Source organism: Pseudoalteromonas sp. XMcav2-N, from assembly GCF_024124545.1.
In the GTDB taxonomy this organism is placed as follows: Bacteria; Pseudomonadota; Gammaproteobacteria; order Enterobacterales; family Alteromonadaceae; genus Pseudoalteromonas.
Genome location: NZ_JAMXSF010000001.1, coordinates 289,686 through 313,153, shown reverse-complemented (window position 1 = coordinate 313,153; position 23,468 = coordinate 289,686). Strand labels below are relative to the sequence as shown.

Below are 23,468 nucleotides of genomic sequence, written 5' to 3'. Positions count from 1 at the left end.
TTGCCAGATATGTCTCAATTCGGGCTTGTATAGTTAAAATGATCTGTGCTAATAATAGGGTTAATTAGATTAAGAACCATATTTTAGACAGATTTATGACTTTAACGACACGCAACTACTTTTTCTTTTTTAGCTTCTTTAGGTGAAGAGGCTTAACTGTTTGCGTGTAAAAATCAGATAGCTAAGCCTCCCACACTGGGAGGCTTTTTTTTGGCAAAATGGGAGTGAGGACCTATGACACAAGATACTTTGGATGCGCTGCGTAAGGACATCAATGAAATTGATTCTGAGCTGTTGATCCTGCTGGCAAAACGCCGCAGATTAAGCCACAGCGTACTGGAATACAAGATCACCAACAACAAACCTATCAGGGATGAAGCCCGCGAGCTGGCACTGCTGGAAAAGCTCATCAGCTACGGCAAATCACTGGGGCTGGACCCTTTCTATATTAACAACGTTTTCCAGGTGATCCTGGAAGACTCAGTATTGAATCAGCAAGCACTCCTTCAGAAGAGCCTGAATCCCGAGTCCCTGAGTGATACTCATAAAGTCGCCTACCTGGGTGGGCAGGGGTCCTACAGCCAGCTTGCCTGTCACAAATATTTCAGCCGTCGCCCCGGTACGCTGGTTGAGCTGGGATGTCAGACGTTTTCAGACATAACCCAGTCTGTTGAAAAAGGCCAGGCCGACTACGGTATACTGCCAATTGAAAATACCAGCTCAGGGAGTATCAATGAAGTCTTTGATTTACTTCAGCATGCTCAGGTTTCTATTATTGGTGAGGTGACACACAGTGTTGAACACTGTTTGCTGGCAAAAGAAGGGACAACCCTCAAAGACATCAATAAAATCTTCGCCCATCATCAACCCTTCGCTCAGTGCAGCCGCTTCCTGGAAGGGCTGGGCGACCTGACACAAGAAACCTGCGACTCCACGTCCAGCGCTCTGAAACTGGCCGCAGACACCCCAAACAGTGCCGCGATAGGCTCTGCACAAGCCGGTAAAGGGTTTGGTCTGGCAGTTCTGAAAAGTGGTCTGGCTAATCAAGCGGAAAATCACAGTCGCTTTATTGTCGTTGCGCGCCAGCCACTGCAAGTGTCGACTCAGATCCCAACCAAAACCAGCCTGATCATGGCCACCAAACAACAAGTCGGCTCTCTGGCCGACGCGCTGATGGTGTTCAAAGAACACAATATCAATATGACCAAACTGGAGTCACGCCCGGTGCCGGGTAATCCATGGGAAGAAGTGTTTTATGTTGACCTACAAGCGAATGTCGCGGATAAACAAGTGCAAAGCGCCCTGGAATCCTTGAAAGAACATACCCAGTATGTACGTATTCTGGGTTGTTACCAAAGCGAATCTCTGCAGGCAGTAGAGGTGGTATAATACCAATTTCACTTAATACCTGTTCAATTTGAAGGAGCAAATATGCCGGTAACGGTGTTAAAAATTTCTCATTTAGAGCAACTAAATAACGAAATTTTTGCCTCGCCTACATGGACGTAGGTGCCTCAGCGATAGCAGGACGCGTGAGCGGTGTTATCGACGATATTTTCTCGCCTCAAAATAGAACACTTAATTAAGCAAATTGGTATAAAAGAATGAGAGCGAGGCTTGCCTCGCTCTACTATCAAAATGCTAAGAAATAACCTTAGCGTCGTTGGCCTTATTGAGCAAACCCCGGCTTTGACGTAAAAAGGTTTGTGCACTGTCCGAAAAGTAATTTTTTGCCTCGTCAAAGGCGCTCATCAGAGCCGCTTTGTCACCCGACTGCAAACGATTAAGCGTCTGTTCAAAGGTATCCTGGTAGCTTGCAAGCAGTCCTTCCACTTCATCAAACTGCGCCAGCATAATATCGGCATAAAGCTCACCCGACTGCGCAAACAGCCGCCCAACCATCATCAGCTCAAGCTGATAAATCGGTGAAGAACACCCTTTTAACTCTTCCAGCGTGTGGCACTGACGAGCCAGAAACTGACCATAGACAAACGTCGTGAGGTGGCGCATAACCTGAATGATTTGCATAGCCTGATCGTGCTTCTTAGCAGCCATACTAGCCAAATGGCATCCCCAGATTTTGAGTTGCTCAAGCAATCCCTGATACGCCTCACTGTTGCGCCCGTCACACACCACCACAGTCTGCTTCACCCAATGTGAAATATCTGGTCCAAACATGGGGTGTAACCCCACAACAGGCCCTGGATGCTTTTTCATCATCGCTTGCAAGGGCGCTTGTTTAACAGAGGTGATATCTGCCAGCACGCAATCGTCGGGAAGTGGCGGTAATTCACTGATCACTTGCTCCAGCGCATTAATAGGCACACTCAACAGCACCAGCTTAGCATCTGAGAGCATCGCGCCCTGATCTGCTTGCTGTGCTTTATCCAAAATACGTACTTCATACCCTGAGCGCTCTAGCTGGCGGGTAAACAATTGGCCCATGGCGCCTGCACCACCCACTATCACCACGGGTGATAACTGAGGGGCTGCGCAAGCCAGCTCACTTTGCTGATTCTCATAGGCTTCGCGCATCATTCGGCGTAATATGTCTTCAACGAGATCCGGGTTGACTCCCTTTTTATCTGCTTGCGCTCGCCTTGCCTCAATCAGGTCCGCCTCTCTTTGCGGCACATGCAGCGGTGCCCCGGTGACTTGCTTGATTTTTCCAACCTGCTCAGTGAGCTCTCGACGTTGTGCCAGCAGGTCAACCAACGCACTGTCGCAGGCATCAATTTTTTCCCTGAGCAAAGTTAGTTCAGATGTTTGACTCATTCCCATACTGTAAACTATTATTTACTTTAGTAAACCAAAAGGTACACCAGTCTAATGCCAACTCACTCAGATTGGCAAGCTCTTTTACCGCGATTAAATCTCATCATAGTCCACCTAAAGCAGGTTGATCATTGAATTAAAGCGGATCAATATTAAAAGTCGTAGACGTATAGGTAGGCAATTGACGAAGTCAGATGATTGTGGCCCAAAACCAAAACGGGCCACTCAAAGAGTGGCCCGTTTTTAAGCATTGGTAAATGCGACGTATTAGTTAAGTTTTTCTTTAATACGTGCAGACTTACCAGAACGCTCACGCAGATAGTAAAGTTTCGCGCGGCGAACTGCACCACGACGCTTCACTGCAATGCTGCTAACAAGAGGGCTGTGCGTTTGGAATACACGCTCTACACCTTCACCGTTCGAGATTTTACGAACTGTGAATGCAGAGTGAAGACCACGATTACGCTTAGCGATTACAACACCTTCAAAGGCCTGTAGACGCTCTTTCTCGCCTTCTTTAACGCGAACCTGAACAACTACTGTGTCACCAGCGCCGAAAGCAGGTACGTCTTGCTTAAGCTGTTCAGCTTCAAGCTCTTTAATAATATTTTGGTTTACTTTTGCCATTTTATTTCTCACATTCCTAGGAGTAACTGTCTTCTAGCCACAAGCTTCATGTTCTTGCTGAAATTCAGCAAGCAAACGTGCTTGCTCCTCAGTCAGAGCTAGGTTACGCAACAAGTCTGGACGGCGTAACCAAGTTCTTCCCAGTGACTGCTTTAAGCGCCACTCGGCTATCGCTTGGTGGTTTCCGCTGAGTAATACAGCAGGCACCTGTTTTCCATCCAACGTTTCTGGCCGAGTATAGTGTGGACAATCTAATAAGCCCTCTGAGAACGAATCTTGTTCCGCAGACTGGTTGTGCCCTAACACACCTGGCACCAATCGTGCGACTGCATCGATTAATGTCATGGCGGGTAGTTCACCCCCACTTAAAATAAAATCCCCGATGGACCATTCTTCGTCGACATACGACTCGATGATCCGCTCGTCTATACCTTCGTAGCGACCAGCGACTAAAATCAACTTTTCGGATTGAGCCAGTTCGGCCGCACCTTGTTGATCTAACTTCCGCCCTTGTGGAGACATGTAAATTACTTTTGCGCCCTCACCTGCTGCCTGTTTGGCATCAAGGATGGCTTGCTTGAGAGGCTCAACCATCATCAGCATGCCCGGACCACCGCCATAAGGACGATCATCAACGGTTCTGTGCTTATCCAGTGCATAGTCTCTCGGATTCCAGCAGTGAAAGTCGATCAAACCGTTTTTCACGGCCCGACCGGTCACACCTTGCTGAGTTACCGCGTCAAACATTTCAGGAAAGAGTGAAATCATCCCAACCCATAGTTTTTGCTGTTCACTCATTAAAACGCCGGATCCCAGTCTACAGTAATTTCTCGTTCTTCATGTTTAACCTCAATCACAACAGAGTCTGTCAGGAAAGGGATTAAACGTTCTGACTGGCCAAATGCATCTTTTTTGTTTGCTTTCACAACCAAAACGTCATTTGATCCTGTCTCCATCAAGTCATCAACATGACCCAGGTTATACCCTTTTGTCGTAACGACTGTCATACCGATGAGATCTCGCCAATAAAACTCCCCTTCTGGTAATTCAGGGAGCTGCTCTACATCTACCGAGATTTCCGCGTTGGTCAGTGCCATTGCTTCGTCTCTGTCGTTGATGTTCGCAAACTTAGCGATAAAGCCTTTGCTGTGACGACGCCAGTCGCTCACTTCAAAGGTTTGCCATTTACCTTGTTGACCTATCAACCATGGGCTGAAATCGAAGATCCCTTGGGGATCATCAGTAAATGAATGCACCTTAAGCCAACCTTTGATGCCATAAGGAGCACCAAGTTTACCAACAACGATTGTCGAGGTTTTTTCTTGACTCATGGTTACACTTACGCCTATTAAGCCGCTTTACGAGCGTCTTTAACCAATTTAGCTACGCGATCAGAAAGACCAGCGCCTTGACCTACCCAGTGATCAACACGGGCAAGGTCTAGACGAAGCTTTTCTTCTTGACCAGCAGCGATTGGGTTAAAGAAACCTACTTTCTCGATGAAACGACCGTCACGCGAGAAACGGCTATCCGCAACCACGATTTGATAGAATGGACGCTTTTTAGCGCCGCCACGTTGCAAACGAATAGTTACCATACCGTCCTCTACATAGATTGACTGTTTTCATTAATAAGATTTGCTTCCCACTTTGGGAAGCTGGGGAATTGTACGTCTTTTTTCACGCATTGCAAGTGGGAAATCCATTTTATTACCAAATGATGAAGAAAGAGGGGTTGTACAATAATAGCTGGTAGCAAAGGCACAATAATACCGCTGTTTAAAGCCGCTCAACGGGCATATTCTTAAGATTATTTAACTGATCTGAAAAAGAGAAGGGCCGCAACGAGACGACACTTCTCTCATGGCAGAGTTATACAACCTATCGTTGTAATAACCTGTCAAATTAAGCCTTGGCTAGAAGGTCATTTTTAGCTTTACAGCCAAATGCCGACCCGGCATCGTGTATTGTGACATATTGCTGTCCACAGGGTTGCTGGCAATACGTTCATAATTGACATACTCCTTATCGAAAAGGTTGAAAATACCAGCGTTCAGTTTCCAGTTTTTCCACTGATAATCAGAAAATACATCCACGGTTGCCCAGCCAGCGGTTTCAATCGCATCAGCAGGCACCTTAGTCATTTTGCTGGCCGCGCGCATGGCGGCGGTTACAGACCAGTTCTCAGACTCATAGCGCGCCTTAATGAAGCCATTTAACGGGCTCAATGAACTGATGTACTCATCTGTTTGCTCGTCCTTGCCATACAAGTATGTGACACCACTATCAAGCGCAACATACTCATTAAGCCACAGTGTCATATTGGCTTCCAGACCTTTAATTTTAACTTCTTCTATGTTCTGGTACTGATAAATCTGTTTTTCAACATTAGGAATAAAGGTCGGCTCAGTACGAACAAGCTTATTATTAATAAAATCATCAAACTTAGAATGGAATAGCGCGATTGAAAACTGACTATTTTCAAAGCTCCCCTTGAGGCCTAGCTCCACACTGTCACTATACTCTGGATCGAGGTCAGTATTAGGGATAATTTGATAGAAAGGCTCGACACCATGACTTTGATAGGCCTGGTCATGCGGTGGAATTTTGAATCCACGTGCGTATTGGCCGACAATATTGAGGTTTTCCGTCAACGAATAGACTAAGCCAACTTTTGGTGACAACGCAGTTTCGCTGATATCGTCAAACTGTGCATCTTTATAGAGCACATCCTGTTTAGGCTCCATCCTATAACTATCAAAGCGCAGGCCTGCGTTCAGAGATATTTTTTCAGGGACAAGCGTCACATTATCCTGAATAAACACACCAATGAGGCGAGTATCCGCACCAGGAAACGCTTTTTGCGCCTCGTGCTCTTTAATTAGAGCACCTTGCATATCCCTGCGAGTCTTGAAACGAGGCCGCCGGGTTTCGTAACTATCCAAGTCAACGCCATAAATCAGTTGATGTTGTATGTTGCCTGCATTGAGCTGCTTGGCGAGCACTAAACGAGTACCAAAGATCTGCTGTTCAAAACGATAGTCATTGGTATCCACATAAAGGCCGGAACGATCCGCGCCTGCGCGAACTTGATCACTCGTTTGCTCGTAATCACTAAAATAGACTTGGGCTTCAAGCGTGTTATATAGTGGTGTGGAAGCACTCGTTTGAAATGCCAAAGACACTGCAAGGCTGTCGTTCATATCTTGTGTCTCATGCGCATTGGCAACCAGTACTTGCTCCGTGTCCTGCTCAAAGAAATCAACCGTACCAAGCAAAATCGATTGTTCGTCGAGCACAAATTCGCCTTTCAAGATTGCTGCTGTTGAGGTGTATTCATAGCCTGGTAAATTATCGTCATAGTTCTGAGTTTCCTTACCATCACGACGTGTAAGCTGCATCGACGCGGCATGCTCGCCAACTTTAGTCGCAAATACTCCGCTGAGGCTTTGCTCGCTGCTAGCGCCATGATAGACCACACTTAGCTGTCCGAAACTCTGCTCACCTGCCAGGTAATCTGTAGGCGATTTGGTCGTAATTACGACGATGCCGCCAAGTGCATCTGAGCCGTACAGAGAGGAGGCAGCGCCTTTGGCGACTTCAATCTGCTTGACGCCTTCTACGTCCAGGTAACCCCGGCCAACCAGCAACCCCTGCCCGCCTTCATAAGCATCGTTCATGCGCCGGCCATCTTTGATATAGACAACCCGATTGCCTCCGATACCCCGTATTGTCATAGCCTGAGCATTGCCGGCGCTACCATGCGTCGTGATACCCGTTTGATAACGAAACGCCGAAGCCAGGTCGATACTGACCTCCTCCTCAAGAGCTTGCTCAGTGACAACGCTGACGCTCCCCGCCAAATCCGATAGCTTTTGTTCGACCCGCGAGCCACTGACCACAATGACCTCGTCCGACTTTTCAAATTCATCGGCCTTTAATTCGGTCGTACCAAGGAGTGCCGTCACTACGCCAAGCGCAATACTGCTGTGCTTAAAAGTCATTAGAAACCTCATTCAGGGATTTAAACAGAACTATTTTGCTGTGCACTATAATGTTCCTGAAACACATTTGCAAATGATAATGGTTTTCATTTTTATATTTATGTAGATTTAGATGTTTTTATTCAGTAGAATCGGCATCTGACAAGGCAATCACCCTCTATTTCTGCGTGACACATGAATTAAAAAATTGTGACAAAAAATAAAGGGCAACCAAAAATCATTGTATTAAACGAGATAAACCAATGCATAAATTAATGTTTCTGATTTTGATATCAATGCTCAGTCACCAAGGGGTCGCCGCACAGCGGATAGTTATCGCGGGAGGCTCCATAACAGACATAGTATTTGCTCTGGGGGCAGGAGAAAACGTCGTGGCTGTAGATACCTCCAGCACCTCTCCTGTGGCTGCAACTAAATTGCCTAAGGTGGGCTACTATCGAGATCTGGCCGCTGAAGGCGTGCTATCGCAACACCCTGAACTGATCCTAGCTTTACAAGGCAGCGGAAGGCCCGAAGTTTTGACTCAGTTGCGCAGCACCGGAGTGCAGCTAAACCTGTATGATAAGCCGACTAATACCAATGAGCTATTTAACCTGATAGCCCAGCTTGGCCAAGATCTAAACCAGCCAAGTCAGGCACAAAGACTTATAAATAAACTGAAGCAAGCCTTACCGCCCAAAGCACCACCATCATCCCTCAGTGCGCTTTTTATTCTCTCTGCCGGCGAGCGAGGCATCACCGTGGCCGGCCCTGAAACCGTGCCTGATCTGCTCTTCGGCTACACAGGTGTGCGCAATCTGGCAACAGAGCCCGGCTATAAGCCCTTCAATCGCGAAGCTATGCTAGTCAGTTCGCCCGACTTTCTGGTCGCCCCAAGCCACGTTGTTTACAGCCTCGGTGGCCCGGAGCAGTTTTGTCAGCAAAGTGCCCTGACTTTGCTACCGGCCGCGCAGCAATGCAGACTGCTCGTGATGGATTCTTTGATGTCGATGGGGATGACCACCCGGCTACCTGAAGCCATAGCTCAGCTTGCCGCATATCGGGAACAATCCACGCTATGACTCCGACGCACTCGATTTTAACATCACGTCATCACACAATCTGGTTATGGTTAAGCAGTACTGTATTGCTTGCGCTGGCCTGGTTGTCTCTCAGTAGCGGTCCGGTAGGCTGGGACTGGCGTATGCCTCTGGTAGCCCTGCTCCCAGATCAGCTGACACAAGATATTACCGAGCTGCATATAACCGTGGTCACTCAGATCCGTCTGCCAAGGCTGTTACTGGCCCTGTTGGTTGGGTGTGTGCTTGCCTGCAGTGGCGCTGCCAGTCAGGCTCTGTGCCGCAACCCATTGGCCGACCCCAGCTTGATGGGGGTCACCGGTGGTGCGGCCGTCGCAGCCATTGCGGTGATAGCACTTTCCCCAAAAGTAGCCTTCATTAACGAAGCCATGGTCGCCCCGGCGGCTTTTTTAGGCGCGCTGGCCATTACTTCCCTGCTGTATCGTATTGCCAGCCACAACGGTCAGGTCCAGATCACTATACTGCTGCTTGCCGGAGTGGCGATCAATGCCGTGGCCATGGCGCTGATCGGACTGCTCAGCTTTTTTGCCGATGATACTTCTTTGCGCCTGATGACCTACTGGCAGATGGGCGCGCTCGCCGGCGCCAGCTGGTCCGCTATGCAATATGGCGCACCGCTCATTCTCATTTGTATCGTGATGCTGGTTATGCGTCGCAAACAGATCAATGCTCTGATGCTCGGGGAACGTGATGCCAGGCATCTGGGTGTCAATGTCAGCCGACTCAAAAATGAGGTGATTTTTCTGATAGCACTGGGCGTCGGCGGGGCGGTTGCTATGTCGGGCATGATTGGCTTTGTCGGCCTGCTGGTCCCCCACTTGGCACGATTGTTGGTTGGTCCCGATTTAAGGCGAATGTTGCCTTTGAGTATGCTGCTTGGCTGTGTGGTGTTGCTCACTGCTGACTGGCTGGCTCGTCTCGTGGTCGCCCCCTCAGAACTACCTATTGGCGTGATCACCGCATTGTTTGGTAGTCCCTTTTTCGTTTATTTGCTGATACAACAAAAGCGAGGCGCACATGCTTGAATGTCGCAACCTGAGCGTCGCCCGCTCAGGTAAACCCGTGCTGAAGGAACTGTCATTTGAACTTCACACTGACCAGTTTATTGTCCTGTTGGGTGAAAATGGTGCAGGAAAATCCACATTATTAAGCGCGATTTGTGATGATATTCCTTATAGTGGCCAGATCCTGTGGCACGGACATACCTTAGGTACGCTCGATCCGTTGACTCTGGCTACTCAACGGGCTGTGCTATTACAGCACAACCGTGTTAATTTTGCTTTCTGTACCGCCGAGTTAATCGCTATGGGTCGCTACCCTTATCAGGAAAGCACCGCTGAGCAGGCGGCAGTGGTTGATAAACTCATCACGCAACTGGCACTTGAAAAACTCGCAAATCGGGAAATTACGCAATTGTCGGGTGGTGAATTTCAGCGCGCCCAGTTTGCCCGTTGTCTTGCCCAGCTTAACGCTCATGACCCCAAGACCCGAAACAAGCTGATGTTGCTGGATGAACCGACCTCGGCACTGGATCTGCACCACCAGCATCGGGTACTCAGTGCCGCGCAACGCTTTGCCCGTCAAGGCAATACGGTTATTGCCGTGTTACATGATTTAAATCTCGCGTCGCTTTATGCCGACCGGATCCTCTTGCTGGATAATGGCCAGATCCGCAGCGATGGCCCGCCGCAAGATGTTCTCAGACACGAAGTATTGCAACCCATTTACCAAACAGGCATGCAGATTAATCTGCATCCCGGATATAATATACCTATGATATTCTCAGAACCGCTAACAGGAGCTCCCAATGCGTGAACAAGCCGTTTTTGAAGCGCGCCAGCTGCTCAGACAATCGACTGTCTGTGTGATGTCCACACTCTCTAAAAACCTGGCGGGCTACCCGTTTGGCTCCGTCACACCGTTTATGAGTGACGATCAGGGTCGGCTGGTTTTTTACATTGCTGGTATTGCGCAACATTCGCGCAATTTGACAGAAGACAGCAGGGTGTGTGCAACAATTTTCGATGCTGCACAAAGCGGCGATCAGAACGAACATGCCCGAGTCACTATAGTCGGTGACGCTGCGCCAGTTGCAGATGAAGAAACCGCTGACCTACTGCTGCGTTACGAGCGTCATTTTCCAGAAGCCATCAGCTATCGCCAGGCCCATGATTTCAAACTCTGGCGTATGGAAATAAAACGCGTACGGTATATTGCCGGATTTGGGCAGATATTCTGGCTGGAGGCAGACGAATGGGCACAGCCTGCTGCAAATTGGGACCTGGCCAGTGAAGCGCACATGGTGGCGCATATGAATGATGATCATCAGGATGCCAATCAGTTGATCCTCAAGCTGGTGCATAATGTTGATGCCGCAGAGGTGACTATGACCACGTTACTCAATGAAGGCTGCTATTTCAGAGCCAATGACAAATCATACTACGTGCCTTTTGATAAGCGCTGTGAAGACGCAACCGCAGTGCGCAAAGAGCTGGTGCGCCTTACCAAAGCGGCCCGCGCACAATTCAGTGAAGCTGTAGAAAGCTAACTATTAAAAAAGGACAGAGTGATTTGCATCAGTCTGTCCTTTTTTAGTCTGGCTTGGCCCTGAATTAAAACTTCGGACCGCCACCACCGAACATGCCCGGCGGCATCATGCCTTTCATGTTCTTCATCATTTTCATCATGCCGCCTTTGCCCTTCATCTTTTTCATCATTTTCTGCATCTGGGTAAACTGCTTGAGAAGTTTATTGATATCCTGCACCTGAGTACCTGAACCGGCCGCAATCCGCTTCTTACGTGAGCCTTTAATGACTTCCGGGCGCGCGCGCTCGTGCGGTGTCATGGAGTTAATGATGGCTTCCATCTGGTTAAACGTCTTGTCGTTTACCTGACCTTTCACTGCATCCGGCAGGTTCGACATACCAGGCAGTTTGTCCAGCATTGACATCATGCCGCCCATGTTTTTCATCTGGCGCAGCTGCTCAGCAAAGTCTTCGAGCGTGAATCCATCGCCTTTAAAGACTTTCTCGGCCACTTTAGCCGCTTTGTCTTTATCAACCTTAGACTCGACTTCTTCGATCAATGACAGTACGTCACCCATACCAAGAATACGTGACGCGACACGATCCGGGTGGAATGGTTCCAGCGCATCCGTACGCTCGCCCACACCGATGAACTTAATGGGTTTACCAGTAATATGACGAATAGATAACGCCGCACCGCCGCGTGCATCACCGTCAGTCTTGGTCAGGATCACACCAGTTAGCGGCAAGGCTTCGTCGAATGCCTTCGCCGTATTTGCAGCATCCTGACCCGTCATGGAATCAACAACGAACAGAGTTTCAATTGGAGAGATGGCTGCGTGCAGATCTTTGATCTCGCCCATCATCTCGCTGTCGACGTGCAAACGACCGGCAGTATCCACCAGTACTACATCAATGAACTTTTTCCTGGCATGTGAAATCGCATTCGTTGCGATGTCTACCGGTTTTTGCGAAATATCACTGGGGAAGAACTCAACGTCTACTTCTGTGGCCAACGTTTCCAGCTGCTTGATAGCCGCCGGACGGTAGACGTCGGCACTGACCACCAGCACAGATTTTTTCTTACGCTCTTTTAAGAACTTAGCAAGCTTACCCACACTGGTGGTTTTACCCGCACCTTGCAGACCTGCCATCATAACAACCGCAGGTGGCTGCGCAGCCAGGTTGAGCTCCTCGTTGGCTTCACCCATGGCTTTTTCAAGTTCTTCACGCACGATCTTGATGAAAACCTGACCCGGGCTCAGGCTCTTAGTCACTTCAACACCAACCGCACGCTCTTTGACCTGCTTCACAAAGTCTCTGACGACAGGTAAAGCCACATCCGCTTCGAGCAGCGCCATACGCACTTCGCGGAGCGTTTCTTTAATATTGTCTTCGGTTAGTCGGCCGCGGCCGCTGATGTTTTTAAGCGTTTTTCCTAAGCGTTCTTGGAGGTTCTCAAACATTTATCGCTTCCAGTATGTCGTAATTGCCCAGCATTATACTGATATGCGCGTCACTAATACAGTATTCAAGTCAGTTAAGAAACTTTTTCCCTGCCCCTATGCAAGAACCCGAGCTTAAAATACAATAGCCTACAAAAGGAGCATGTAAGTAGAAAGCCATTCATGTTGATCATCAGTTTATCTTTGTTTGCCAGTCTGTTTTATGTACTTGCCACCGGGCATGTACTATCGCGCCTATTCCATAAGGAAGGCCCAAGTCAAAAGCTGACCATTATTTTCAGCACCGTGGCGATACTTAGCCATATGCTGGTACTGGTAAACTCCGTGTTTACGCAGGATGGCCAAGACCTCAGCACCATTAATGTGGCGCTGCTCACCTGCTGGGTCATTGTGGTGTCGGTGACTACGGTTTCTTTAAAGTTTCCGGCCACTTTGTTATTGCCGGTTGTCTACGGCTTCGCCTCGATTCTCCTGGTCGCCAGCCTGTTTGTCCCGCATCATATTGTGATGAAATCGCTGGACGTGGATATTGGCTTGGTGGTGCATATTTCCTTATCTTTACTGGCTTACTGCGTACTTATTATTGCCACGCTTTACGCGGTACAGTTTTATTTTATTGATCGCAGATTAAAAGAAAAAGATTTGGCCATCATGCACAGTCACCTTCCGCCATTGATGCAGGTTGAATCTCAGCTCTACCAACTACTGACTGTAGGTACGGGCCTGTTAACTCTGGCGCTGTTGTCTGGTTTTGTGTTCCTCGAAGGCATGTTTGCCAAAGAGTTTTTACATAAGACAGTACTGTCGCTGATTGCCTGGTGTATTTTCACTGCTGTGACCATTGGCCACCACCAGTTTGGCTGGCGGGGTAAGTCTGTGGTATTCGCTGTATTAGGCGCATCAGGCATTGTGACATTAGCTTATTTCGGCAGTCGATTTGTTCAAGAAGTGATCTTAGGTAAGTTTTAATCTAAGTTTTAACTTAAGTTCATGCTTTTTGACTTGACTCTGAATTCTGGCTAACGCTTAATACTCTTTCGTAAGCAAAAAAGGGATCCTCTGTTGGACGACATATCAACCAGCGCCTTGTTTATTATTCTTGGCGTGCTTGTTCTGCTCTCGGGCTACTTTTCCAGTTCGGAAACCGGGATCATGTCTATCAATCGCTACCGATTGCGTCACTTGGTAAAAGAAAAACACAAGTCGGCACAGCGCGTAGACGAACTTTTAAAACGCCCCGACCGTTTAATTGGTCTGATCTTAATCGGAAATAACCTGGTTAACATTGCCGCTTCAGCGGTTGCTACCGTGTTGGGTATGCGCTTACTGGGTGATGCAGGTATTGTGGTTGCTACCTTTGCTCTGACCTTGGTCATCTTGATCTTTGCAGAAGTCACACCGAAAACATTGGCGGCACTGTACCCAGAAAAAATCGCGTTTCCCAGCTCTGTGATTCTGAAACTCCTGTTAAAAATACTCTTCCCTGTGGTTGTGACTGTGAACTGGATCACCAACGGCATGTTGAAACTGATTGGCGTATCACCGGAGCAGATAGAAGAACACAGCTTGAGTAAAGAAGAGCTCAAAACTGTCCTCAATGAATCTGGCGCTATGTTGCCAACCAATCACCAAGATATGATGACCTCCATATTGGATTTAGATCATGTGACGGTTGAAGACATTATGATCCCACGCAGTGAGATCAATGCAATTGATATCAACGACGACTGGAAAGTGATCTCTAAACAGCTCACCAACGCTCAGCATACCCGAGTGTTGCTATATCGCGACCAGATAGATGACGCCGTGGGCTTTATCCATTCACGCGATGCTTTGCGTCTGCTGACCAAAGAGCAGTTTGACAAGCCTTCTCTGCTGCGAGCGGTGCGAGAAATTTACTATATTCCGGAAAGCACCTCACTGAACACGCAACTTTTAAAGTTCCAGCAAAACAAAGAGCGTATCGGTCTGGTGGTCGACGAATATGGAGATATCCAGGGCCTGGTGACACTGGAAGACATCCTTGAAGAAGTAGTCGGCGACTTTACCACAACCAAAACACCAGCCCCGAGCGACGAGGTAGACGTTCAAAATGATGGCTCTGTTATGGTTGATGGTGGCGCGAACGTACGTGACCTGAACAAAGAAATGCGTTGGCACCTGCCTACGGAAGGTCCAAAAACCCTCAGCGGACTGATTGTTGAATATCTTGAGGATATTCCACAGACACAGTTGGGCCTGAAAATAGCGGGCTACCCCATGGAAGTGGTCGAAATAAAGGAAAATATGATTAAAGTGGTCAAGGTTTACCCCAATAAAAAGAAAAAACCTGCCAAATCACACTAATAAAAAGCCGCGTTACGCGGCTTTTTATTTTTAGTTACAAAAAACTCACCAACTCCCCATTAAAACTTTGCCCATATTCTGTACAAATTAATTTCATTATTGTTAACTAAGTCAGCCCAACCTATGGGCATATTCAAAATAAACAAGGAAATACAAATGAAGTTAAAATTGAACAAAAAAAGCGTGAAAGCCTTGTCTTCTGACAGCGCAGTGCTACCCGGGAAAATGACACGTCAGGTTGCCGGTGGTTTAGTGACACTAGAATGTCCAAGTGACTGGGATCGCTGGACCAGCGGCGGTTGTGTATCAACTCAATGCGAAACCTACACTTGCCCGCTACCGCACACTATTGTCGGTGATTGCCCTTTGTCTTGGGATTGCCGTTTCTCCAGAAACGGATGCTAATATCAATAAAGGAATTAATATGAAACTTAAGCTAAATAAGAAAAAAGTAAAAACACTCTCAGCCGACAACTCAGTGTTACCAGTCAAAATGACTGGTAAAATCGCAGGTGGTGTACCACCTACTTCAAATTGTCCAAGTGACTGGGATACGCGCACCAGCTACACCTGTACAACACTGAACTGCGCCCAATCCTACAACTGCCTGCCCTCTATCCATAATGAGTGTGACACCTGGGATTGTCGATTTTCACGCAACACTACCTGCTAATTCGACAAGGAAATAACAGGAATTGCAATTCTGCCCAATGCTATTGCTAAACATTGAGCACGGTGCAGCAGGTGAGTTATCTGCTGCACATTTTTAAGGAAGGAGCTTAAATAGCGTAACGTTAGGAGAATAATCGCTCAAACCAGTTCTTATCCAGGTCGGCCTCACATCGCTTAAGCTGAGCACCATAACGCGAGGCACGATGCTTCACTTTATTGGCTACTTTCATCAGCCACTGCTTCTTCTTATAGGTACCCCGTCGGTAGCCGCCCCAACCTTCGTGATAGTTGAGGTATTGTGCATAGGCATCCCATTTGGACACACCGTTGATTTTATGGGTCTTGTAGACAAACCACCCCATGAAATCTATGGCATCTTCGAAATCATCTCTGTCTGCACCTGAGTTACCCGTTTCGCGAATGTAATCACTCCATGTTGGTGTTTTTGCCTGTGAGTAGCCATAGGCACTACTGGCACGACCAATGGGGATAACCCATAAAAAGTACTCCATTGGAGGCGCGGCGTCATGTCTGAACGAACTTTCCTGGTACATCATGCTCATTAATACGTGTTTTGGCGATCCCCACTTTTCTTGGGCATCTTTTGCATCAAAGTACCAGTCCTCCTTTTCTTGAAAAATTTTACAAATATCATTCGGTTGCTTCGGAGGTGCAGTCGCGCAGCCAGTTAATGCAGCCAACAAAGGTAATAAAATTATTTTTTTTCTCATTTTTTTATGAACTCGTTGAACTTTTCAAAATTGTGCCGGTCTTACTCTCTGAATGCAGCAGTTTAGCATTGTTTCATCCCTGATATTTATTTGCGCAGCCTACTGGCTGCGCTTTTTTTATGCTCTGGAAAAGTAGTCACGCAAAAATTCGTTAAACGTGGCACTGTCTTTTGCAACAACGTCTCGTTCATCCGCAAATGATTGCGCACTCATTGTATCCAGATCGGCTTGCTGAAATACATGATAGTCGTCTGACACGTGATAGTGTTTGTACTGCTGTGCCAGTGACAAAGCCAGTTTTCCGCTATCCTGAGCCTGGCGGGTTAGTTGTTCAACAATACGTCCGGATATAGTTAACTCAGGCTGACTTACCCACTCACTGAGCTTAGTTATCACAGGCATGTAGCGCTCAGCACCATGCGCTTCATCCAGCAAAGCTGCAACCCGATGCAATTGCTCAAAAATGTCCTGGCCCCATTGCTGTAAAGAACAAGCTTCTGTTTCCCGCTTGAGAGTCACATCAGGATTACGTCCTTCATTGATGACCTGTTGTAAATTTAGATCACAGACTTTTTGCTCTTCCCAGCTTAGTGCAGGCGACTCTTTCAACAGGCAATAAGTAAGGAATACATCCAAAAACAGGATTTGTTCAAGATCAATCCCTGTCTCACTGAATGGATTAACATCCAGAGCCCGAATCTCAACATACTCAATACCACCTCGGCTAAGCGCCTGAGTTGGGGTTTCTCCTGCACGACCATTGCGCTTAGGCCGGATAGGCGAATAGAATTCGTTTTCTATCTGGAGAATGTTCTTATTGAGCTGTTTCGGCGCATCGTGTTGATAGTCCGGAATATGTTGATACAGATCAGATTGACTACGAATGGCCTTTTGCAGCCCCGCGACATACTCATCCAGGCTGTTGTAGGTAACACGCAGTGATGACTGAGCACTGTTGGTGTAACCCAGATCTCCCAAACGTAATGCCGTGCCATACTCCAGGTAGAGTGTCCCCTGTCCCAGCTGTTTAAACGGTAATTCACTGCTCTTGCCTTGCAAAAAAGAATGACACAGAGCAGGAGAAGCGCCAAACAAGTAACTGATCAGCCACAATTCACGTTTAAAATTTCTGATGAGGCCCAAATACTGGTCAGAAATAAAGTCTTGTGAAGGTTGCGTATCCTCTGCCAGTGTCTGCAGGCTCTGCCACAAAGAATCAGGGAACGATATGTTAAAGTGTACTCCCGCAATAGCCTGCATCATACTGCCATAGCGGTTTTTTAAGCCTTCCCGATATAAGGTTTTCATTTGACCAATATTTGACTGACCAAACTGTGCCAGCGTAATGTCGTCTTCATGCTGGATAAAACACGGCATACTCATTGGCCACAAGAGTTCATCACCCATATGACTCAGGGTATATTTTTGCAAGTCCCTCAGCTGAGATAGCGTTTCCTCTGGTGATTCGCTGACCGGGGTAATAAACTCCAGGAGAGACTCGGAGAAATCAGTTGTGATCGCACCATGTGTCAACGCATGACCAGCCCCTTGAGGGTGAGGGGTTTTTGCTATCTCTCCGGATGACTTAATTCTCAGCGCTTCTCGTTCAATCCCACGTTTAATGCCACGCAAGGCGCTACGATGTGCCGATGTCGCAAGCGCTTCTAACTTGCCTTGTAAATTTAACTGTTTCAAAAACTAATACCTCGAGGCCCGGTGCTCAGTAATACACAATGCTACTGTCAATTGGGGCAAATTACGAATACTCAAGCGGTAATGATCACTTTGCCAAAATGCGCACCTTGTTCAACATACTCATGCGCCCGCTGAATGTCGCTTAATTTAAATTGCTGATCAACCAATACCTGCAACTGCTCTGTACATACGGCTTCATACAAACATGCCAAATGTGCCTGGTTTGCTTCAACCAATAGTCCACGTCCCGTCACACCCTGTTGGTGAGCAACTGCTAACACCTGATCTTTTGTTACCGTGGGAACAGTGACGAGTTCAGAGCCAGCAAGCAGGTTTTGCGTCATACTTTGCCCAAGCTTTCCTCCGACTAAATCAATCAAGAGGCCCTTACGAGGCTGTGACAAATACGCGTCCAACGTGATGGCCTCAAAGTCCAATGTGCTGAATACCTGATGCTCAGTGCGCCGACTGACAGGGACCACATCAAATCCGCGTAATCTGGCGATTTGCAGTAACAGGTGACCAACCCCTCCGGTTGCTGCATTGACATACACAGGCGCGTGCTCAGGATTAAAATCGGCCAGCGCCTGCCATGCAGTCAACCCTGCCAGACACAGACCGGCCAAACTGGTTTTCACATTCTGTTCGACTTTAATTAATTCATCAGCGTTGCAATAAACATGGCTGGCATAACTCCCGGGATGACTGGCAAAGCCAGCCATGCCAATCACCTTATCTCCCGGCTCAAGCCCGCTTACATGGTTACCGGTTTGTACGACTTCGCCCAATACGTCATAGCCCAGAGGCAAAAACGCATTGGGCGCTTTACCTTGTGCAACATAACCAAGGCCGTTGCGTGTTTTAATATCGATGGGATTGACTGACGTTGAAATAACTTTGATCAGCACCTGCTGATCGCTAGGTGATGTCAGTGGCAAGTCCTGAGCACACAGTTCAGTGCTGCCACCAAATTGAAAAATGCCATACTGGCGAAAGAGCTTTTCCATGGAAGATGCGTGTTTATGTGGCGATAATGAACTCTAACATATCACAACAAAACCCCCAACCTCAGCACGCTGAATTTAAACAGATACGGACAGCATATTGCCGCCCGATGAAGGAGTTAACGCGTGAAAACGATGTCGCCTTCAACAACATCCACCTTAATCACGTCACCAACGTCAAAATCCCCCTGCAGTAGCTGCTGTGCCAGCGGATTTTCAATATGATGCTGGACCGCACGTTTGAGTGGTCGCGCACCGTAGACAGGATCGAAACCACTGGCCGCAATCTTATCCAGCGCAGCCTCAGTGAGCTCAAAGCCAAACCCTTTGTCATGCAAACGCTGGCGCAGCTTTGACAGCTGAATGTCCGCAATTTGCTTAATGTGCTCATTGATCAGCGGATGGAAGACGACCGTTTCGTCGATACGGTTGATAAATTCAGGTCTGAATTGCGTCACCAATACATCCATGACACGTTGCTTCAGGACAGCATAATCATTGCTGCCTGCTTGCTCCTGAATAACATCTGAGCCCAGATTCGAGGTCATAATGATCACCGCGTTTTTAAAATCAACAGTGCGACCCTGGCCATCCGTCAGACGCCCGTCGTCGAGTACCTGAAGTAAAATATTAAACACGTCAGGGTGCGCTTTTTCCACTTCATCGAGCAAAATCACGGAGTAAGGGCGACGGCGGACCGCTTCGGTCAGATAACCCCCCTCTTCATACCCCACATACCCTGGGGGTGCCCCCACCAGACGTGCTACCGAGTGTTTTTCCATAAACTCAGACATATCAATGCGCACCATGGCATCTTCCGTGTCAAACATAAAGCCTGCTAACGCTTTGGTCAGCTCAGTTTTACCTACCCCAGTTGGACCTAAGAACAAAAACGAGCCAATCGGCCGGTTAGGATCGGCCAGGCCCGCGCGCGAGCGGCGGATGGCATTGGCCACCGCACTGACGGCCTCATCCTGACCAATGACCTTTCTGTGTAACTCATCTTCCATCTGCAGCAGTTTGTCTCGCTCGCCCTGAAGCATTTTTGCCACCGGGATCCCTGTCCAGCGCGACAAAATTTCCGCGATTTCATCTTCACCAACCTGGTTTTTCAGCAGACTCATTTCCTGCATCTCAGCCTGAGAAGCTAAATCCAGTTTGCGCTCCAACTCCGGAATTCGACCATATTGCAGCTCTGACATACGCTGCAAGTCGCTTGCCCGGCGTGCCACATCCAGATCCAGACGGGCCTGTTCCAGCTCCGCCTTGATGACCTGCGTACCCTGCAATGAGGCCTTCTCTGCATTCCATACTTCATCGAGTTCACGATACTCAGATTCCAACTGCTGGATCAGAGTCTGCATTTCAGTGCGGCGCTTCTGGCTGGCTTCATCTTTTTCCTTGGCCAGTGCATTGTCTTCCAGTTTTAGCTGAATAATGCGACGCTCCAGCTTGTCCAGCTGTTCCGGCTTAGAGTCTATTTGCAAACGAATGGAAGAGCCGGCCTCATCGATAAGATCAATGGCCTTATCCGGCAACTGCCTGTCGCTGATATAACGATGTGACAAGTGTGCCGCAGCGACAATGGCCGGATCGGTAATATCAACAGAGTGATGCAATTCATAGCGCTCTTTTAGCCCTCGCAAAATCGCAATGGTGTCTTCGACACTTGGCTCTGCCACAAAGACTTTCTGGAAACGTCGCTCCAGCGCAGCGTCTTTTTCAATGTACTGGCGATACTCATCCAGGGTTGTTGCCCCCACACAATGCAACTCGCCGCGTGCCAGCGCTGGCTTGAGCATATTGCCCGCATCCATGGCGCCATCTGTCTTGCCAGCGCCCACCATAGTATGGATCTCATCAATAAAGAGGATCACCCGGCCTTCTTCTTTGGCCAATTCATTCAGTACAGACTTGAGGCGTTCCTCAAATTCTCCGCGGTATTTTGCACCAGCTACCAGTGCCCCAAGATCAAGCGATAGTACACGCTTGTCTTTAAGACCCTCAGGTACTTCACCATTGATGATACGCTGTGCCAGGCCCTCTACAATGGCTGTTTTACCAACGCCGGGCTCACCGATCAACACAGGGTTATTCTTGGTTCGACGCTGCAAAACCTGCACGGTTCGGCGAATTTCATCGTCACGACCAATCACCGGATCCAGCTTGCCCTGCTCGGCACGCTCAGTCAGATCTATCGTGTATTTCTCCAGTGCCTGACGGGTATCTTCAGCATTCGGGTCATCCACCTTTTGGCCACCGCGAATGGCTTTAATGGCTTTTTCAATTTTGTCCTGAGTGATATTCAACGAGCGGAAGATATCGCCCAGCGGGCCTTTATCTTCGCATGCCGCAAACACAAACAGCTCACTGGAGATGTATTTGTCTTTGCGTTTCTGAGCATACTTGTCACATAAATTGATTAGTGAAATGAGGTTATTTGACAGTTGTACATCACCGCCGACCCCCTCAACCTTGAACAGCTTTTCTATGGCCTGAGAGAGTTTCGTGTTCAGCTCATCGGCACTGACCCCGGCCTGAGCGAACAAAGCACGGACGCTGGAGCCGCTTTGCTGCAACAAAGAGTACATTAAATGTACAGGTTCAATAAACTGATGATCCCGCCCTAATGCGAGTGACTGCGCATCGGACAGCGCAGCTTGAAATTTACTGGTAAACCTATCTATTCGCATACCCTAAATAACCTTATAAATAACTTAATTACCTATAAAATGGGTATCACAGCGAGTTTGATCAAGGTGTGTAAAGCAAAAGAGCGAGATTTATTTGCGCCAAATCAAACTGGCCATTCGACCGCAGCGTCTATCTCTGCGATAAGAAAAATAATATTGAGGATGAGCAACCGTACAGTGTGCGTGCTCAGACACAGCAGTGACACCCAGTTCACTCAGTTGCTGTCTGGCAAGAAGGTAAATATCAGCCAGATACTGACCGTTTTTCTGGCGCACGAACGCCTGGCTGTGTACCCAGCTGAGTGCGACAAACTGATCAACGACCTCTTTGCCTACTTCAAAAGCCTGAGGACCAATAGCAGGCCCTAACCAGACATGTAATTGACTCGCAGGCGTTTTAAAATGCGCCAGAGTCTTAGCAAGAATCCCTGCCACCAATGGCCGCCAGCCACAATGAACCGCCGCTATTTCCAGACCGTCTTCACTGGCAACCAGCACAGGTAAACAGTCGGCAGTCATGATTGCCAAAGCAAATTGAGAAGAACGGGTAAAAATGGCATCAGCCTGAGGAAGTGAAGCAATATCATACTCATCATCAGCATCGATGACAGTGTTACCGTGTACTTGCTCCAGCCAGACGATTGGCAACGAGACCTCAGCCTGCAACCGTGCCCTGTTCTGTGCGACGGCCTGCGGCGCGTCGCCGACATGATAGGCCAGATTGAAACCATCAAAAGGGGACGCAGATACGCCTCCCTGCCTTGTGGTAGACAGGGCGCCAACGACCCCCTGTAACGGCCAATCTGGATAGATCATATTAGTAATCTATCTGTGGGTTCTGTTTGCTATCTTCACGCAGTGCCGCGGTGAGCTCCTGCATATCTTCTGGGATCGGCGCTTCCCAGGTCATGACCTCACCACTGACAGGATGTGCGATACGCAATTTTACCGCATGCAGTGCCTGACGTTTAAAGCCCCGAAGCGTATCAAGAAACTCTGGAGATGCATTGCGTGGCGGACAGGGACGACCACCATAAAGCTGATCCCCCACCAGAGGATGCTTGAGATAAGCCATATGCACACGGATCTGGTGGGTACGGCCAGTTTCAAGGCGTAACCGCAAGCGCGTGTGTGCGCGGAATTTTTCCGCAACCCGGTAATGCGTAATCGCCGGTTTACCCATTTCATGGATTGCCATGTGGGTACGTTTAGTGGCATGGCGACCAATGGGCTTTTCTATCATGCCACCGGCGGTCATGGTGCCATTACATATCGCTTCATACTCACGGGTAAAGTTTTCACGTGCCTGAAGGTTTTTCACCAGATGTGTTTGCGCAACTATGGTCTTGGCCACCACCATCAATCCCGTGGTGTCTTTATCAAGACGGTGCACTATGCCCGCACGTGGGACGTTAATGATCTCGGGGTGGTGATGTAACAATGCATTCAGCACGGTACCGTTGGGGTTGCCAGCACCAGGATGTACAACCAGACCCATTGGCTTATTGATCACTAGGATGTCGTCATCTTCATAAACAATATCTAACGCGATGTCCTGCGCTTCGTACTCCCGTTCAGCCTCAATTTGCGTTTCCACCGCAACCACTTCACCACCCAGCAGTTTTTCCTTAGGGATCGCCAGTACATCACCGTTGACGGTGACTTTTTCGTCAAGGATCCAAGTTTTTATTCTGGAACGTGAAAAATCGGGGAACAATTGCGCCAAAATCTGGTCTAGACGTTTACCGCCCAGTTCCACTGGCACATCGGCTTGTAGAGAAATTTGCTCAGACATGTGTAACTTTACCTAAAATACCAGTGCAAGCCATGCTCGACTGGGTTAGAATCGCA

At 48.2% G+C, this 23,468-nt stretch carries 22 protein-coding genes; 9 read left to right on the top strand and 13 right to left on the bottom strand.

What is annotated here, in order from left to right; genetic code table 11:
* Positions 1–234: 234 nt before the first annotated feature.
* Positions 235–1,389, top strand: coding sequence for a chorismate mutase (locus NH568_RS01110; RefSeq protein ID WP_253043994.1), 1,155 nt, complete (start codon positions 235–237; stop codon positions 1,387–1,389).
* A gap of 252 nt (positions 1,390–1,641) precedes the next feature.
* On the opposite strand, the gene tyrA is transcribed toward NH568_RS01110, so the two are convergent.
* The 6 genes from tyrA to NH568_RS01080 all read right to left on the bottom strand — a co-directional run bounded on the left by tyrA (position 1,642) and on the right by NH568_RS01080 (position 7,405).
* Entirely contained in the window at positions 1,642–2,775 is a 1,134-nt protein-coding gene (gene tyrA / locus NH568_RS01105) for a bifunctional chorismate mutase/prephenate dehydrogenase (protein ID WP_253043992.1), read from the bottom strand.
* A gap of 267 nt (positions 2,776–3,042) precedes the next feature.
* Positions 3,043–3,402 (bottom strand): 50S ribosomal protein L19, encoded by a 360-nt coding sequence (rplS, locus tag NH568_RS01100; RefSeq protein ID WP_054014092.1) that lies wholly within the window; start codon positions 3,400–3,402, stop codon positions 3,043–3,045.
* Between the two features lie 33 nt (positions 3,403–3,435).
* Complete coding sequence (trmD, locus tag NH568_RS01095; RefSeq protein WP_253043990.1) at positions 3,436–4,200, bottom strand: tRNA (guanosine(37)-N1)-methyltransferase TrmD; 765 nt, start codon at positions 4,198–4,200, stop codon at positions 3,436–3,438.
* Positions 4,200–4,733, bottom strand: coding sequence for a ribosome maturation factor RimM (rimM, locus tag NH568_RS01090; protein ID WP_138549733.1), 534 nt, complete (start codon positions 4,731–4,733; stop codon positions 4,200–4,202). Before rimM ends, trmD begins: the two co-directional genes overlap by 1 nt.
* 17 nt (positions 4,734–4,750) lie before the next feature.
* Positions 4,751–4,999 carry a 30S ribosomal protein S16 gene (gene rpsP, locus NH568_RS01085; protein WP_010382415.1) on the bottom strand — a complete coding sequence of 83 codons (249 nt, stop codon included), beginning with the start codon at positions 4,997–4,999 and terminating at the stop codon, positions 4,751–4,753.
* A gap of 318 nt (positions 5,000–5,317) precedes the next feature.
* Positions 5,318–7,405, bottom strand: a complete 2,088-nt coding sequence (locus tag NH568_RS01080; protein WP_253043988.1) for a TonB-dependent hemoglobin/transferrin/lactoferrin family receptor — start codon at positions 7,403–7,405, stop codon at positions 5,318–5,320.
* A 242-nt stretch (positions 7,406–7,647) separates the two neighbouring features.
* Between NH568_RS01080 and NH568_RS01075 the strand changes: the two genes are divergently transcribed.
* From NH568_RS01075 to NH568_RS01060, 4 genes are read left to right on the top strand one after another with little or no spacing between them, the layout of a single operon-like run.
* Positions 7,648–8,466, top strand: a complete 819-nt coding sequence (locus tag NH568_RS01075) for an ABC transporter substrate-binding protein (RefSeq protein ID WP_253043986.1) — start codon at positions 7,648–7,650, stop codon at positions 8,464–8,466.
* Complete coding sequence (locus NH568_RS01070; protein WP_253043984.1) at positions 8,463–9,509, top strand: iron ABC transporter permease; 1,047 nt, start codon at positions 8,463–8,465, stop codon at positions 9,507–9,509. The genes NH568_RS01075 and NH568_RS01070 overlap by 4 nt, the downstream gene beginning before the upstream one ends.
* Positions 9,502–10,299 carry a heme ABC transporter ATP-binding protein gene (locus NH568_RS01065; RefSeq protein ID WP_253043982.1) on the top strand — a complete coding sequence of 266 codons (798 nt, stop codon included), beginning with the start codon at positions 9,502–9,504 and terminating at the stop codon, positions 10,297–10,299. The genes NH568_RS01070 and NH568_RS01065 overlap by 8 nt, the downstream gene beginning before the upstream one ends.
* The gene (locus tag NH568_RS01060; protein WP_253043980.1) at positions 10,292–11,032 is read left to right on the top strand and encodes a DUF2470 domain-containing protein; all 741 of its coding nucleotides are present in this window, start codon (positions 10,292–10,294) and stop codon (positions 11,030–11,032) included. The genes NH568_RS01065 and NH568_RS01060 overlap by 8 nt, the downstream gene beginning before the upstream one ends.
* Before the next feature lie 64 nt (positions 11,033–11,096).
* Here NH568_RS01060 and ffh read toward each other — a convergent pair whose 3' ends face one another.
* Positions 11,097–12,476: a signal recognition particle protein gene (gene ffh, locus NH568_RS01055; RefSeq protein WP_253043977.1), complete on the bottom strand. Its 1,380-nt coding sequence runs from the start codon at positions 12,474–12,476 to the stop codon at positions 11,097–11,099.
* Between the two features lie 162 nt (positions 12,477–12,638).
* Between ffh and ccsA the strand changes: the two genes are divergently transcribed.
* The 4 genes from ccsA (at position 12,639) to NH568_RS01035 (ending at position 15,495) form a co-directional block, all read left to right on the top strand.
* Complete coding sequence (ccsA, locus tag NH568_RS01050; protein WP_253043974.1) at positions 12,639–13,445, top strand: cytochrome c biogenesis protein CcsA; 807 nt, start codon at positions 12,639–12,641, stop codon at positions 13,443–13,445.
* Between the two features lie 93 nt (positions 13,446–13,538).
* Complete coding sequence (locus NH568_RS01045; RefSeq protein ID WP_138544442.1) at positions 13,539–14,822, top strand: HlyC/CorC family transporter; 1,284 nt, start codon at positions 13,539–13,541, stop codon at positions 14,820–14,822.
* A gap of 156 nt (positions 14,823–14,978) precedes the next feature.
* Positions 14,979–15,227, top strand: coding sequence for a hypothetical protein (locus tag NH568_RS01040; protein ID WP_253043971.1), 249 nt, complete (start codon positions 14,979–14,981; stop codon positions 15,225–15,227).
* 19 nt (positions 15,228–15,246) lie between these two features.
* Positions 15,247–15,495: a hypothetical protein gene (locus tag NH568_RS01035; RefSeq protein ID WP_138549724.1), complete on the top strand. Its 249-nt coding sequence runs from the start codon at positions 15,247–15,249 to the stop codon at positions 15,493–15,495.
* Between the two features lie 121 nt (positions 15,496–15,616).
* Here NH568_RS01035 and NH568_RS01030 read toward each other — a convergent pair whose 3' ends face one another.
* From NH568_RS01030 to rluD, 6 genes are all read right to left on the bottom strand, one after another.
* Complete coding sequence (locus NH568_RS01030) at positions 15,617–16,225, bottom strand: hypothetical protein (RefSeq protein WP_253043969.1); 609 nt, start codon at positions 16,223–16,225, stop codon at positions 15,617–15,619.
* Positions 16,226–16,342: 117 nt separating this feature from the next.
* A complete protein-coding gene (gene gshA / locus NH568_RS01025; protein WP_253043967.1) occupies positions 16,343–17,920 on the bottom strand; it encodes a glutamate--cysteine ligase in 1,578 nt (525 codons plus the stop codon).
* 71 nt (positions 17,921–17,991) lie between these two features.
* On the bottom strand, positions 17,992–18,927 hold the full coding sequence (locus NH568_RS01020; protein ID WP_253043965.1) for an NADP-dependent oxidoreductase: 936 nt from the start codon (positions 18,925–18,927) through the stop codon (positions 17,992–17,994).
* 116 nt (positions 18,928–19,043) lie between these two features.
* Positions 19,044–21,617 (bottom strand): ATP-dependent chaperone ClpB, encoded by a 2,574-nt coding sequence (gene clpB, locus NH568_RS01015; protein WP_253043963.1) that lies wholly within the window; start codon positions 21,615–21,617, stop codon positions 19,044–19,046.
* Positions 21,618–21,707: 90 nt separating this feature from the next.
* Positions 21,708–22,433 (bottom strand): peptidoglycan editing factor PgeF, encoded by a 726-nt coding sequence (gene pgeF / locus NH568_RS01010; protein WP_253043960.1) that lies wholly within the window; start codon positions 22,431–22,433, stop codon positions 21,708–21,710.
* Position 22,434: 1 nt separating this feature from the next.
* Positions 22,435–23,412 (bottom strand): 23S rRNA pseudouridine(1911/1915/1917) synthase RluD, encoded by a 978-nt coding sequence (gene rluD / locus NH568_RS01005; protein WP_253043958.1) that lies wholly within the window; start codon positions 23,410–23,412, stop codon positions 22,435–22,437.
* Positions 23,413–23,468 lie beyond the last annotated feature (56 nt).

What these genes read in the sequence shown, in the direction of transcription:
- NH568_RS01035 (WP_138549724.1), top strand. Translation starts at nt 15,247, where the DNA reads ATGAAACTTAAGCTAAATAAGAAAAAAGTAAAAACACTCTCAGCCGAC.
- NH568_RS01030 (WP_253043969.1), bottom strand. Translation starts at nt 16,225, where the DNA reads ATGAGAAAAAAAATAATTTTATTACCTTTGTTGGCTGCATTAACTGGC.
- NH568_RS01110 (WP_253043994.1), top strand. Translation starts at nt 235, where the DNA reads ATGACACAAGATACTTTGGATGCGCTGCGTAAGGACATCAATGAAATT.
- NH568_RS01060 (WP_253043980.1), top strand. Translation starts at nt 10,292, where the DNA reads ATGCGTGAACAAGCCGTTTTTGAAGCGCGCCAGCTGCTCAGACAATCG.
- rluD (WP_253043958.1), bottom strand. Translation starts at nt 23,412, where the DNA reads ATGTCTGAGCAAATTTCTCTACAAGCCGATGTGCCAGTGGAACTGGGC.
- NH568_RS01075 (WP_253043986.1), top strand. Translation starts at nt 7,648, where the DNA reads ATGCATAAATTAATGTTTCTGATTTTGATATCAATGCTCAGTCACCAA.
- clpB (WP_253043963.1), bottom strand. Translation starts at nt 21,617, where the DNA reads ATGCGAATAGATAGGTTTACCAGTAAATTTCAAGCTGCGCTGTCCGAT.
- ccsA (WP_253043974.1), top strand. Translation starts at nt 12,639, where the DNA reads ATGTTGATCATCAGTTTATCTTTGTTTGCCAGTCTGTTTTATGTACTT.
- NH568_RS01065 (WP_253043982.1), top strand. Translation starts at nt 9,502, where the DNA reads ATGCTTGAATGTCGCAACCTGAGCGTCGCCCGCTCAGGTAAACCCGTG.
- ffh (WP_253043977.1), bottom strand. Translation starts at nt 12,476, where the DNA reads ATGTTTGAGAACCTCCAAGAACGCTTAGGAAAAACGCTTAAAAACATC.
- pgeF (WP_253043960.1), bottom strand. Translation starts at nt 22,433, where the DNA reads ATGATCTATCCAGATTGGCCGTTACAGGGGGTCGTTGGCGCCCTGTCT.
- trmD (WP_253043990.1), bottom strand. Translation starts at nt 4,200, where the DNA reads ATGAGTGAACAGCAAAAACTATGGGTTGGGATGATTTCACTCTTTCCT.
- rpsP (WP_010382415.1), bottom strand. Translation starts at nt 4,999, where the DNA reads ATGGTAACTATTCGTTTGCAACGTGGCGGCGCTAAAAAGCGTCCATTC.
- NH568_RS01070 (WP_253043984.1), top strand. Translation starts at nt 8,463, where the DNA reads ATGACTCCGACGCACTCGATTTTAACATCACGTCATCACACAATCTGG.
- NH568_RS01080 (WP_253043988.1), bottom strand. Translation starts at nt 7,405, where the DNA reads ATGACTTTTAAGCACAGCAGTATTGCGCTTGGCGTAGTGACGGCACTC.
- NH568_RS01040 (WP_253043971.1), top strand. Translation starts at nt 14,979, where the DNA reads ATGAAGTTAAAATTGAACAAAAAAAGCGTGAAAGCCTTGTCTTCTGAC.
- rimM (WP_138549733.1), bottom strand. Translation starts at nt 4,733, where the DNA reads ATGAGTCAAGAAAAAACCTCGACAATCGTTGTTGGTAAACTTGGTGCT.
- tyrA (WP_253043992.1), bottom strand. Translation starts at nt 2,775, where the DNA reads ATGAGTCAAACATCTGAACTAACTTTGCTCAGGGAAAAAATTGATGCC.
- NH568_RS01020 (WP_253043965.1), bottom strand. Translation starts at nt 18,927, where the DNA reads ATGGAAAAGCTCTTTCGCCAGTATGGCATTTTTCAATTTGGTGGCAGC.
- rplS (WP_054014092.1), bottom strand. Translation starts at nt 3,402, where the DNA reads ATGGCAAAAGTAAACCAAAATATTATTAAAGAGCTTGAAGCTGAACAG.